The sequence below is a fragment of the Sphaerisporangium cinnabarinum genome (assembly GCF_055567015.1).
In genome coordinates, this window is sequence record NZ_JBVHRG010000001.1 from 427035 (window position 1) to 440081 (window position 13047).

The window sequence follows — 13047 nt, forward strand, 5'->3', positions numbered from 1 at the left end:
AGACTTCACTGCGTGAGGCCAACCGAGCCCGGATCGTGAGCGCCGTCCAGCAGCGTGGCTCCCTCACGCAGATCGAGCTGGCCGGCGTCACCGGGCTGTCCCCGGCCACCGTCTCCAACATCGTCAAGGAGCTCACCGGCGCGGGCGTCCTGCACACCTCGCCGTCCACGCGCAGCGGGCGCCGCGCCCTCCAGGTCACCCTCGCGCGCAACCTCGGGCTCGTCGCGGGGGTGCACTTCGGCACCCGCTCGATGCGCGTCGCGCTCGCGGACGCGTCCATGCGCGTGCTCGCCGACCAGCGCATGCCGCTCGCCCCGGACCACCGCGCGGACACCGGCCTGCAGCGCGCCGCGCTGCTCGTCGGGGAGATGGTCGCGTCGGTCGACGCGTCCCCCGAGGAGCTGCTCGCCGTCGGTGTCGGGGTGCCCGCCCCCGTGGACGTGCGCGCCGGGCGCATCGCGACGGTCGGCATGATGCGGGGCTGGGACGGCGTCGTCGTCCCCGAGCTGCTCGAGGCCGAGCTCGGCGCGCCCGTGACGGTCGACAACGACGCCAACCTCGGCGCCCTCGCCGAGACCCGGTTCGGGGCGGCCGTCGGGCACGACGCCGTCGCCTACCTGCGCGTGTCCCACGGCGTGGGCGGCGGGCTCGTCCTGGGCGGGCGCGTCGTGCACGGCCGCGCGGGCGTCGCGGGCGAGATCGGGCACGTGACGATCGACGAGAACGGCCCCGTGTGCCGCTGCGGCAACCGCGGGTGCCTCGAGATGTACGTCGGCGCGGGCGTGCTGCTGTCCATGCTCTCCGAGAGCCGCGGCCACCTCACGCTGCGCGACGTCATCGCGCGCGCGCAGGAGGGCGACCCCGGCTGCCGCCGCGTCCTGTTCGACGCCGGGCAGCACCTCGGCGTCGCGGCCGCGAACCTGTGCAACCTCGTCGACCCGGAGATCGTCGTCGTCGGCGGGCAGCTCGCCGAGGCGGGCGAGGCCCTGCTCGGTCCGCTCCGCACCGCGCTCGAGCAGCGCACGGTCCCCAGCACGGCGGGCCCGGTCGAGGTCGTCGCGTCCGAGCTGGGGTCGGCCGCCGAGGTGCGCGGCGCGCTCGCCGTCGCGCTCGACCTCGCGCGCGTGAGCGGTTCCCTGGGGGTGAGCGCATGACGGGGGCCCTCGTCCGGGCCGGGGGCGCCCGCCGTCGCGCGCGGGGCGCGGTGACGGCGGCTGTCACGGCGGTCGTGCTCGCCCTCCTGGCGCTCGCGGGCTGCGCGCCGTCGGAGGAGCCCGCCGGGCCCTCGGAGGGGACCATCGGGCTCCTGCTACCCGAGGCCAAGACCGCCCGGTACGAGACGACCGACCGCCCGACCTTCGTCGGGGTGGTCGAGCGGCGCTGCCCGTCGTGCGAGGTGCTGTACGCGAACGCCGCCCAGGACGCCGCGAACCAGCAGCAGCAGGCCGAGTCGATGCTCGCGCGCGGCGCGGACGTCCTCGTGCTCGACGCGGTCGACGCCGTCGCCGCGGTGAGCGTCGTCGCCGAGGCCCAGCGCCTCGGCGTGCCCGTCATCGCCTACGATCGCTTCGTCGACGGCGCGAACTACTACGTCTCGTTCGACAACGAGCTCATCGGGTACCTCATGGGGGAGGCGCTCGTCGGCGCGGTCCTCGACCGCGCGGAGCAGGACCCGCCGGCGCAGGGCCGGCGGCCGGGTGTCCTGCTCGTGCAGGGCTCGCCGACCGACCCGAACGCCGCGGAGCTCGCCGCCGGCGCCCACCGTGCGCTCGAGGGAGAGGACATCGACGTGCTCGCCGAGTACGACACGCCCGACTGGAGCCCCGACAAGGCGACCGAGTGGGTCGAGGGGCAGCTCACGCAGTACCCGGGTCGCGTCGACGGCGTCTTCGCGGCGAGCGACGGCATCGCGGGCGGTGCCATCGCCGCGATGAAGGCCGCCGGCCTCGACCCGGTGCCGCCCACCACGGGTCAGGACGGCGAGCTCGCGGCCGTCCAGCGCGTCGTCTCGGGCGACCAGTACATGACCGTCTACAAGGCCACGACGCAGCAGGCGCGCACGGCCGCCGAGCTCGCCGTGCGGGTGCTGCGCGGCGAGGACCCCCGCGCGACCGTGGTGATCGACGGCGTCCCGAGCCTCCTCCTCGCACCGCGCGCGGTCGGCGTCGACGACGTCCAGCGCGTCCTCGTCGACGGCGGCGTCTACACGGTCGACGAGATCTGCACCCCGTCGTACGTCGACGCGTGCGTCGACGCGGGTCTCCTGGAGGCGGCGCCGTGAGCGCCCCCGTCCTGACCCTGCGCGGGGTCTCGAAGAACTTCGGCGGCGTCCGGGCGCTCGTCGACGTCGACGTCGAGGTGCGCGAGCACGAGGTCCTCGCCGTCGTGGGCGACAACGGCGCCGGCAAGTCGACGCTCGCGGGCGTCGTCGCGGGCGCGTTCCGGCCGGACGCGGGCGAGGTGCTGCTCGACGGCGCGCCCGTCGTGCTCGACTCCCCGGCGGCGGCGCGCCAGCACGGGATCGCGGCGGTGTTCCAGCAGCTCGCGCTCGTCGACGACCTCGACGTCGTCGAGAACGTGTTCCTCGGCCAGGAGGTCCTCCGCGGGCCGTTCCTCGACGAGATCGCGATGGAGCGCGAGGCATGGGGTCTGCTCGACCAGCTCGCCGCGACCGTCCCGTCGGTGCGGCAGCCGGTGCGCACGCTCTCGGGCGGCCAGCGGCAGGTCGTGGCCGTCGCGCGCGCCCTCCTCGGGTCGCCGCGCGTGCTCGTCCTCGACGAGCCGACGGCGGCGCTCGGCGTCCGGCAGACGGCCGAGGTGCTCAACCTCATCGAGAAGCTGCGCGAGCGCGGGCACGCCGTCGTCCTCATCAGTCACCAGGCGGGCGACCTCCAGGCCGTCGCCGACCGCATCCTCGTGCTGCGGCTCGGCCGCGTGCACGGCGAGTTCCCGGGCGACACCTCCTACGAGGACCTGCTCGCCGCGATGACGGGCGCCGTGCGCCCGGCGCGCCTGGGCGGTACGGGCAGCAGCGCGGGCGGCGCCGAGCGCGAGCGGCGCACGGGCGGCACCGGGGCGGTGCACCGATGAGCGTCCCCGGTCGCGCCTCGGGCGCTGCGATCGACCGGCCCGCGACGGGCGCGCTGTCCGGGTCCGTCGTGCAGCAGCTGCGCGGCGCGCACCTCGGCATGCTGCCCATCGTCGCCGCGCTCGTCCTCATCTGGGTCGTGCTCGGCGCGATCAACCCGGCGTTCCTCTCCGCGGAGAACCTCGTCAACCTCACGCTCCAGAGCGCCCCCACGGGGATCATCGCGCTCGGCGTCGTGCTCGTGCTGCTCGTCGGCCAGATCGACCTGTCGGTCGGCTCGGTGAGCGGGCTCGCCGCGGCGGTGCTCGCCGTCGGCACGGTGGGGCTGGGCTGGCCCGTCGGGGTCGCGATCGTCGCGGCGCTGGCCGTGGGCGTCGTCGTCGGGCTCGGCTACGGCCTGCTGTCCACGCGCCTCGGGCTCGCGTCGTTCGTCTTCACGCTCGCGGGGCTCCTCATCTTCGCGGGCGTCCAGCTGCGCGTCCTCGGGCCCAAGGGCTCGATCAACCTGCCGTTCGAGTCGTGGCTCGTCCGCACGGTCCAGCAGGGCTTCCTCGCCCCCGCGGTCGCGTGGGGCCTCGTGGTCGTGGTCGTGGCGGGGTACGCCGCGCTGCGCGTGACCGACCACGTGCGCCGGGTCCGGGCAGAGCTCCCGAGCCCGGGCCTGGGCCGCATCGCGGTCCGCACGGCGGTCCTCGCGGCGGTGCTCGTCGCGACCGTCGCGTACCTCGGCACGGCGCGGGGGATCGGCTACACCGTGGTGCTCTTCGTGGCGCTCGTGGTCGTGGTCGACGTGCTGCTGCGCCGCACGCGCTGGGGACGCTCCGTGCGCGCCGTCGGCGGCAACCGGCGCTCCGCGCTCCTCGCGGGCGTCGCCGTGCGCCGCACGGTCGTCTCGTGCTTCGTCGCGTGCTCGACGTTCGCCGCGCTCGGCGGCGTCCTCGCCGCGGGCCGGCTCGCGGCGGCGAACCAGGGGACCGGCGCGGCGGACACCTACCTGACGGCGATCGCGGCCGCGGTCATCGGCGGCACGAGCCTGTTCGGCGGGCGCGGGAGCGCATGGTCGGCGCTGCTCGGCGTGCTCGTGCTCCAGTCCATCGCGAACGGGCTCACGCTGCTCAACCTCGACACGGCCACGCGGTACATCGTGACCGGAGCGGTCCTGCTCCTCGCTATCGTCGTCGACATGCTCATTCGTGGTCGACGGGAGGTCTGAGATGGTGATGCAGGGGGAGAGCGCGGGGACGGTCCCGCCGGGCGAGGTCGGGGTCATGGTGCCCGACACGCCGACGGAGGCGGCCGTGACGCGTCCGCACGGCGGACGTGGAGGCCGGCGCCCGACGCTCGCCTCCGTCGCGGAGGCCGCCGGCGTGAGCCTCAAGACGGCGTCGCGCGTCCTCAACGACGAGCCGAACGTCGCGCCGCAGACGCGCGCCAAGGTGCAGGAGGCCGCGCAGCGGCTCGGCTTCCGGCGCAACGCCGTCGCGGCGGACCTCGCGCGCGGCGGCTCGTCGCGGCTCGTCGGCTTCGTCACCGGCGACCTCGCCAACCCGTTCTACTCCGCGCTGGCCAGCGGCATCGAGCGCGAGCTCCGCCACCACGGCCTCCAGCTCATCACCACGAGCTCCGACGAGGAGCCGGAGCGCGAGCGCTCCCTCACCGAGGCGCTCGTCGAGCGCCGCGTCGGCGCGCTCGTCGTCACCCCGACGTCCACCGACCACTCGGCCCTGCGTCGCGAGCTCGACGACGGCCTGCCGGTCGTGTTCATCGACCGGCCCGCGCGCGGCGTCGAGGCGGACACGGTCGTCATCGACAACCGCGGGGGAGTGCGCGACGCCGTGACGCACCTCCTCGCGCACGGGCACCGCCGGATCGCGCTCGTCGGCGACGTGTCGCGCCTGTGGACGTTCCAGGAGCGTCGCGACGAGTTCGTCGCGACGTTGCGGGCCGCGGGCGTCGAGGACCCGGCGCGGTACGTGCGCGACGGCGCGCACGACGCCGACCTCGCGCGCGTGTTCGTCGCGGAGCTCCTCGCCCTGCCGGAGCCGCCGACGGCGCTCGTGACGGCGAACAACAAGATCACGGTCGGCGCGCTCCACGCGCTGCGCGACCGGGCGTCGTCGGGCGACGCGGCGGACGTCGCGCTCGTCGGCTTCGACGACTTCGAGCTCGCTGACCTGCTGCACGTGACGGTCGTCGGGTACGACGTCGTCGAGATGGGCCGGCAGGCGGCGGCGCTCGCGGTGTCGCGCGCCGAGAACCCGGAGCTCGCCCCGCGGCTGGTCGTGGTGCCGACGGAGCTCGTCGTCCGGGGCACGGGAGAGGTCCCCGGCCCTGCGGTCTGAGCGTGGCCGCGGTGCTCGTGCTCAGCGTCGGTCCGAGCACGGTCGTGCCGACACCGTGCGACGTGCTCGGCGGTCGAGCGGATGGCGCGAGAGCCACGCTGAGCGTGACTTTCGCGCCAAGGGGGCCTCTCGTCCGTGCCTCCCGGCGGGGCCTCTGGCCGCGTTGACAAAGCCCGGAACCGACGCATAGGTTCAGGTCGCCCCTGACAACGCTTCCCCCCTGCGCGTTGTCAGGGGCACCCCTGCAGCCTGACAGCGCTGTCAGACGATCGAAGGAGATCGCGGCATGACCAGACCACTCCCGCCCGGACGCGCGGTCGCGCGGTCCGGCAGCGGCCGCGCCCGGCCCCTCGGCCTCGTGCTCGCCGCCGCACTCGCCGTCCCGCTCGGGGTGCCTCTCGCGGCCCCCGCGGGAGCCCTCGCTGCCGCGCCCGCCGCGGCCGCCGAGCCCGGTGACTTCTCGTCCTCGTTCGAGTCCGGCGACCCGGCCGCGCTGCCCACCACCGTGGCGGAGCGCGACGGCGCGCCCTGGCAGGCGAACGTCGGCTCGTTCACGGCCGGCCTGCCCGGGAGCGTCCTCGGGCAGCTGAAGGGCGTCACCGCGAGCGCGCAGAACCTGCCCAACGAGGGCGCGGCGAACCTGGCCGACGGCAGCTCGGGCACCAAGTGGCTCGCGTTCGCGTCGACCGGCTGGGTCCGGTACGAGTTCACCGAGCCCGTCTCGTTCGTGGCGTACACGATGACCTCGGGCGACGACGCCGCCGGTCGCGACCCGAAGACCTGGACGGTCGAGGGATCGAACGACGGCACGACGTGGACCCCGCTCGACCAGCGGACCGACGAGGACTTCCCGAGCCGGCAGCAGACGCGCACGTTCGAGCTCGAGGCGCCGACCGCGGCGTACACGTACCTGCGTCTCAACGTCACGGCGAACTCGGGCGACTCCATCGTCCAGCTCGCCGGGTGGGACCTCTCGGGCGACCTGAGCGCCGGCCCCTCCGCGGCGCCCATGAACACCAAGGTCGGCACGGGCCCGCGCGTGAGCTTCACGAACAAGGCGGGCGTCGGGTTCTCCGGCCTGCACTCGCTGCGGTACGACGGCTCGCACCTCGCGGACGGCGAGACCTACGCGACGAACGTGCTCTACGACGACGTGGACGTCGTCGTCGGCGAGGACACGCGTCTGAGCTACACGATCTTCCCCGAGCTGCTCGACGACCTCCAGTACCCGTCGACCTACGCGGCGGTGGACGTGCTGTTCACCGACGGGACCTACCTGTCCGACCTCGGCGCGCGCGACGCGCACGAGACGGTCGCGACCGCGCAGGCGCAGGGCGAGGGCAAGATCCTCTACGCCGACCAGTGGAACTCGGTGCGGGTGGACCTCGGCGACGTCGCCGCGGGCAAGACCGTGGACCAGGTGCTCCTCGGGTACGACAACCCGGGCGGCCACGCCGGGACGAAGTTCGCGGGCTGGCTCGACGACGTGGCGATCACGGCGGAGCCGGCGACGATCGACGGGTCGAGCCTCGCCAACTACGTCGACACGCGCCGCGGCACGCTCGCGTCCGGCAGCTTCTCGCGCGGGAACAACATCCCGGCGACGGCGACGCCCAACGGGTTCAACTTCTGGGTGCCCTACACCAACGCGTCGTCGCAGAGCTGGCTGTACGAGTACCACAAGGCCAACAACGCCAACAACAAGCCCGTCCTCCAGGGCTTCGGGATCTCGCACGAGCCCAGCCCGTGGATGGGCGACCGCAACCAGCTGACGTTCCTGCCGTCCACGGTCTCCGGGACGCCGAACGCCACGCTCTCGACGCGCGGCCTCGAGTTCGACCACGCCGACGAGACGGCGCGGCCCGACTACTACGGGGTCACGTTCACCAACGGCTCCGCGATCGAGGCGACTCCCACCGACCACGGCGCGGTCCTGCGCTTCTCCTACCCGGGGAGCGCCGGGCACGTGCTCGTGGACAAGGTGGACGGCTCGTCCAGGCTCACGCTCGACCAGGCCACGGGCACGGTGTCCGGCTGGGTCGAGAACGGGTCGGGCCTCTCCGTGGGCCGCACGCGGATGTTCGTCGCCGGCACCTTCGACCGTAGTCCGACGGCGGTCGGGACGGCGGCGGGCAACCGTGCGGACGCGCGCTTCGCGACGTTCGACACGTCGTCCGACAAGACGGTCGAGCTGCGCGTCGCGACGTCGTTCATCAGCCTCGACCAGGCGCGCAAGAACCTCGACCTGGAGGTGACCGGCAAGACCTTCACGGAGGTCAAGGCCGCGGCCGCGCAGGCGTGGAACGACCGGCTGGGCGTCATCGAGGTCGAGGGCGCGAGCGAGGACCAGCTCGTCACGCTGTACTCCAACCTCTACCGCCTCAACCTGTACCCGAACTCGCAGTTCGAGAACACGGGCACGGCCGAGGAGCCGGTGTACCGGTACGCGAGCCCGGTCTCCGCGACCACGGGCTCCGCGACCGACACGACGACGAACGCGAAGGTCGTCGACGGCAAGATCTACGTGAACAACGGGTTCTGGGACACGTACCGCACGGCCTGGCCGGCGTACTCGCTCCTCTACCCGGAGCTCGCGGCCGAGCTGGTCGACGGGTTCGTCCAGCAGTACCGTGACGGCGGCTGGATCGCGCGCTGGTCCTCGCCCGGCTACGCCGACCTCATGACGGGCACGTCGTCCGACGTGGCGTTCGCCGACGCGTACCTCAAGGGCTCGCTCCCGACGGGCACGGCGCTCGAGGCGTACGACGCCGCGCTGCGCAACGCGACCGTCGCGCCGCCGAGCAACGCCGTGGGCCGCAAGGGCCTGCAGACGTCGCCGTTCCTCGGGTTCACGCCGGAGTCCACGCACGAGTCCGTGTCGTGGGGTCTGGAGGGCCTGGTAAACGACTTCGGCATCGGCAACATGGCCGCCGCCCTCGCGGAGGACCCGGCGACGCCGGACGAGCGCCGCGACACGCTGCGGGAGGAGTCCGCGTACTTCCTCGAGCGGGCCACGCACTACGTCGAGCTGTTCGACCCCGAGGTCGACTTCTTCGTGCCGCGGCACGAGGACGGCTCGTGGGCCGTCGACCCGGAGACGTATAACCCGGAGGCCTGGGGCGGCGGGTACACCGAGACGAACGGCTGGAACTTCGCGTTCCACGCCCCGCAGGACGGCCAGGGCCTGGCCAACCTCTACGGCGGCAAGCAGGGCCTCGAGGACAAGCTCGACGAGTTCTTCTCCACGCCGGAGAAGGGCGCCGGCAACGGCGGCATCCACGAGCAGCGTGAGGCGCGCGACGTCCGCATGGGCCAGTGGGGCATGAGCAACCAGGTGTCGCACCACATCCCGTGGCTCTACGACGCCGCGGGCGCGCCGTCGAAGGCCCAGGAGAAGGTCCGCGAGGTCACCCGCCGCCTGTTCGTGGGCAGCGAGATCGGCCAGGGCTACCCGGGCGACGAGGACAACGGCGAGATGTCGTCGTGGTGGATCTTCGCCTCGCTCGGCTTCTACCCGCTCCAGGTCGGCTCGGACCAGTACGCGGTCGGTTCGCCGCTGTTCGACAAGGCGACCGTGCACCTGCCGGACGGCGACCTCGTCGTCAACGCCGAGAACAACTCGGTCGACAACGTCTACGTGCAGTCCCTCGCGGTGGACGGCGAGGCACGCACCTCGACGTCGCTCTCGCAGGCCGACCTCTCGGGCGGCGCGACGCTGGACTTCGTCATGGGTCCGGAGCCGTCGGACTGGGGCACGGGCGAGGACGACGCCCCGCCGTCGCTCACCGAGGGCGACGAGCCCCCGACGCCGGTGCAGGACGCGACGACGGCGGGCCTCGGCACGACGACCGTCGCCGACGGGGACGCGACCACGAGCGCCGCGGCGCTGACGGACAACACGTCCGGCACGCGCACGACGTTCGCCACCTCGACGCCGTCGATCACGTGGGCGGGCAACGGCATCCGCCCGACCGTCGGGTCGTACACGCTGACCTCCGGGGCGAGCGGGACGGCGTCGCCGTCCGCGTGGACCCTCGAGGGCTCCGACGACGGTGAGACGTGGACGACGCTCGACGAGCGGTCCGGCGAGCAGTTCCGCTGGGCCCTGCAGACGCGGCCGTTCACGGTCGCCGAGCCGACGGCGTTCGCGCGGTACCGGGTGACGGTCACGTCGACGTCGGGTTCCGGTGCGCTGTCGCTCGCCGAGGTCGAGCTCCTCGCCGACCCGAAGGAGTCCGGGGCCGAGGAGCTCACCCTCTCGGCCGCGCCGGACCGCGACGCGGTCACGGGCCGCGAGGTCTCGGGCTCGTTCGCGACCCTCACCGGGGTCGAGGGCGACGTCGCGGCGCTCGACGTCAAGGTCGCGTTCGGCGACGGCTCCGAGCCGGTCGCCGGGTCGCTGCGGGCGGGCGCGTTCGGCGGGTACGCGGTGGACGCCGCGCACACGTGGGCCGCACCCGGCGTCTACCCGGTGACCGTCACGGTCTCGGGCGAGGGGATCGAGCCCGTCTCGGCCTCCTCGTACGTCAGCGTCTCGCTCCTGCGGGAGGGCTCGCTGCTCGCCGCGTACGACAACGTCTGCATCGGCGACGCCGGGACGACGGTCGGCTCGTGCGACGGCCAGGGCGTGTTCTTCGACCGGGCGCAGCTCGCGGCGAAGGGCTTCGTCCAGGGCGAGCGCGCGACGGTGCCGGGCACGGACCTCGCGTTCGACGTCCCGGCGGTCCCCGCCGGGCAGCCGGACAACGCGACCGGCGACGGGCAGACCGTCGAGCTCGACGTCCCGGCCGACGCGGAGCAGCTCTCCGTGATCGGCACGGGCACGGAGAAGAACCAGCAGGCCACCGGCACGCTGACCTTCGACGACGGCTCGACCCAGCCGATCGACCTGAGCCTCGGCGACTGGTCGGGCGCGGCCCGCAACCCCGTGTTCGGCAACATCCCCGTCGCGGTGACGGACAACCGCCTCCGCGGCGGCAGCCCGCAGACCGGCACCCCCGCCGCGTTCTTCGCGACGGCGCCGATCACCCTGCCCGAGGGCAAGCGGCCCGTGAGCATCACGCTCCCGGACCAGCCGGGCGAGCTCTCGCGCGACGGCCGCATCCACGTGGTCGCGGTCGCGCACGACGGCACGTTCGCCGAGCACCCCGCGCTCGAGGTCACGGCCGCGGAGGGCGTGACGCTCGCCGTCGGGCAGACCACGGACGTGGCGCTGGCCCAGGTGGCCGGCGGCCGCGAGGGCGCCGACCTCCGGGCGGCCGTCACGTGGGGCGACGGGTCCGACGTCGCGGCCGGCACGGTGGCCGACGGCGCGGTGACCGGCGCGCACGCCTACACGGCGGCCGGGACGTACACCGCGTACGTCGTGGTCGACGACGGCTGGACCAGCCGGGTGGTCGAGGTCCCCGTGACCGTGACCGAGGGCCAGCCGACGCTCGCCGTCGACGTCACGGTGAGCACGCGCTGCCTCGCCGGCAAGGCGTACGTCGCGGTCCGGGCCGAGAACGGCGAGGACGTGCCGCTCGCGATCCGGCTCGTCACGCCGTTCGGCACCAAGGAGGTCGCGGCCGTCGCGCCGGGCGCCAACGCCTACCAGTCGTTCGCGACGCGGGCCACGGCGGTCGAGGCCGGCACCGTCACCGTCGAGGCGACGCGCGGCACCGGCGACGAGGAGGTGACGGCGTCGATCCAGGCCGACTACGCCGCCGTGACCTGCGGCTGAACCCCTGAGCCCGCCCCGCCCCGCGTCCGACCGGGGTGAGGTAGGCATGCACCACCGGCGGTGCCCCGGGATGATCGTCCCGGGGCACCGCGCCGTACGGGCACCGCGCCCGGCGGCGCCCCGCACCCAGCACGAGAAGGACCGAGAGATGACCGAGCACCCGACCGAGCAGCCCACGCCAGCGACCGACCTGCGGAGCTGGCGTCGCGAGCAGCTCGCCGACCTGCTGCGCTTCGGCGAGGCGTCGCTGCGTGCGGACGGCGCCGCGCAGTGGCTCGACGACGACGGGCGCCCCGACCTGTCGCAGCCGGTGCACACGTGGATCACGTCGCGCATGGCGCACGTGTACGCGTTCGCGTCGCTCCTCGGCGTGCCGGGGGCGGGGGAGCGGGCCGACGCCGCGCTGCACGGGCTGCGGGCGGTGCTCGTCGACGCCGAGAACGGCGGCTGGGTCTCGTCGCGCGGCCCCGCGCGACGCCCCGGTGACGGCCACGACCCGGCGGCGGGCGAGGCCGTCCCGGTCGACGGGACGAAGAGCGCGTACGCGCACGCGTTCGTGGTGCTCGCTGCCGCGTCGGGCACGATCGCGGGCCGGGAGGGTGCGCGCGAGCTGCTCGACGCGGCGCTCGCCGTGCTCGACGAGCGGTTCTGGGAGCCCGGGCCGCGCATGCACGCCGACGAGTGGTCGCGCGACTGGACCGTGCTCGACGCGTACCGCGGCGTCAACGCGAACATGCACTCCGTCGAGGCGCTCCTCGCCGCGCACGACGCGACGGGCGACCCCGAGTGGCTCGCGCGCGCGGCGTCGGTCGCGGACCGCGTCGTGGGGTGGGCGCGCGAGAACGACTGGCGCATCCCCGAGCACTTCGACGCGGACTGGAACCCCCGGCCGGACTACAACGCGGACCGGCCCCGGGACCCGTTCAAGCCGTACGGGTCGACGCCGGGCCACGGCCTGGAGTGGGCGCGCCTGCTGCTCCAGGTCGACGTCGCGGCCGGCACGCCCGGCGCGCGCACCGACGCCGCAGTTGCCCTGTTCGACCGGGCCGTCGCGGACGGCTGGGACGGCGAGCACGGCGGCGGCTTCGTGTACACGGTCGACTGGTCGGGCACGCCGGTCGAGCCCCGGCGCTACCACTGGGTCGCCGCGGAGGCCGTCGCGGCCGCCGACGTGCTGGGCCGCGTCACGGGCGACCCCCGGTTCGCCGAGGCCGCCGCGGGCTGGTGGGCGTGGATCGACGAGCACCTCGTCGACCACGAGCGCGGGTCGTGGCACCACGAGCTCGACACCGCCAACCGGCCCGACGGCGTCACGTGGGTCGGCAAGCCCGACGTCTACCACGCGGCCCAGGCCGTGATCCTGCCCGACCTGCCGCTCACCGGCTCCCTCGCCGCCTCGGCCAAGGCCGCCGGCAGCATCCTGGGCTGACGCCCGGGCCACCGACCGCCGAACCCGGGGTCGCGCGCCACGTCACCGTCGCCGTGGCGCGCGACCTCGGGCTCGGCGACGACACCCCCATCGAGTTTGGTTTTCTTGGTGGGGGGTTCGATCGGAGGGGATCTCAGGAGCGGGAATCCTCGGGCACTCGACGGCTCGATCCCTCCGAGCATGCTCGACCGGTCCCGGGGTCGGTGCCGCGACCCCGCTCGTCGCGGTCTGCCCGGCCGGTGCCGACGACGACCCGCGCCTGTCCCGGGTGGACGGCCGACGACCTGCTTGCCGCCTGGTCATGACGAGAGAGCCCCGCACCGGTCCGGTGCGGGGCTCTCTCGAAGGCTGAGCGGGTGACGGGAATCGAACCCGCGCTATCAGCTTGGGAAGCTGAAGTTCTACCATTGAACTACACCCGCGCGGCGCCGGTAGCGTTCGCCCCGGGCCCTCTGGGAGGATCCTC

The 13047-nt window shown here is 74.3% G+C and carries 7 protein-coding genes and 1 tRNA gene; 7 read left to right on the forward strand and 1 reads right to left on the reverse strand.

The genetic code is table 11. From position 1 onward, the window contains the following. The first annotated feature begins 35 nt into the window (after positions 1–35). From ACZ4MO_RS01900 to ACZ4MO_RS01930, 7 genes are all read left to right on the forward strand, one after another. The gene (locus tag ACZ4MO_RS01900) at positions 36–1154 is read left to right on the forward strand and encodes an ROK family transcriptional regulator (protein WP_081599862.1); all 1119 of its coding nucleotides are present in this window, start codon (positions 36–38) and stop codon (positions 1152–1154) included. Next, positions 1151–2281, forward strand: a complete 1131-nt coding sequence (locus tag ACZ4MO_RS01905; RefSeq protein ID WP_175007477.1) for a substrate-binding domain-containing protein — start codon at positions 1151–1153, stop codon at positions 2279–2281. The genes ACZ4MO_RS01900 and ACZ4MO_RS01905 overlap by 4 nt, the downstream gene beginning before the upstream one ends. Further along, positions 2278–3090 (forward strand): ATP-binding cassette domain-containing protein, encoded by an 813-nt coding sequence (locus tag ACZ4MO_RS01910; RefSeq protein WP_081599863.1) that lies wholly within the window; start codon positions 2278–2280, stop codon positions 3088–3090. The genes ACZ4MO_RS01905 and ACZ4MO_RS01910 overlap by 4 nt, the downstream gene beginning before the upstream one ends. Beyond that, positions 3087–4301, forward strand: coding sequence for a sugar ABC transporter permease (locus ACZ4MO_RS01915; protein WP_043652990.1), 1215 nt, complete (start codon positions 3087–3089; stop codon positions 4299–4301). Before ACZ4MO_RS01910 ends, ACZ4MO_RS01915 begins: the two co-directional genes overlap by 4 nt. Before the next feature lies 1 nt (position 4302). Then, entirely contained in the window at positions 4303–5430 is a 1128-nt protein-coding gene (locus ACZ4MO_RS01920; RefSeq protein ID WP_198285591.1) for a LacI family DNA-binding transcriptional regulator, read from the forward strand. A gap of 286 nt (positions 5431–5716) precedes the next feature. Next, the gene (locus tag ACZ4MO_RS01925) at positions 5717–11152 is read left to right on the forward strand and encodes a GH92 family glycosyl hydrolase (RefSeq protein ID WP_175007478.1); all 5436 of its coding nucleotides are present in this window, start codon (positions 5717–5719) and stop codon (positions 11150–11152) included. 148 nt (positions 11153–11300) lie between these two features. Further along, a complete protein-coding gene (locus ACZ4MO_RS01930; protein ID WP_175007479.1) occupies positions 11301–12581 on the forward strand; it encodes an AGE family epimerase/isomerase in 1281 nt (426 codons plus the stop codon). Between the two features lie 351 nt (positions 12582–12932). Here the strand turns inward: ACZ4MO_RS01930 and ACZ4MO_RS01935 are convergent. Continuing rightward, a tRNA-Gly gene (locus ACZ4MO_RS01935) sits at positions 12933–13003 on the reverse strand. Between the last annotated feature and the right edge of the window lie 44 nt (positions 13004–13047).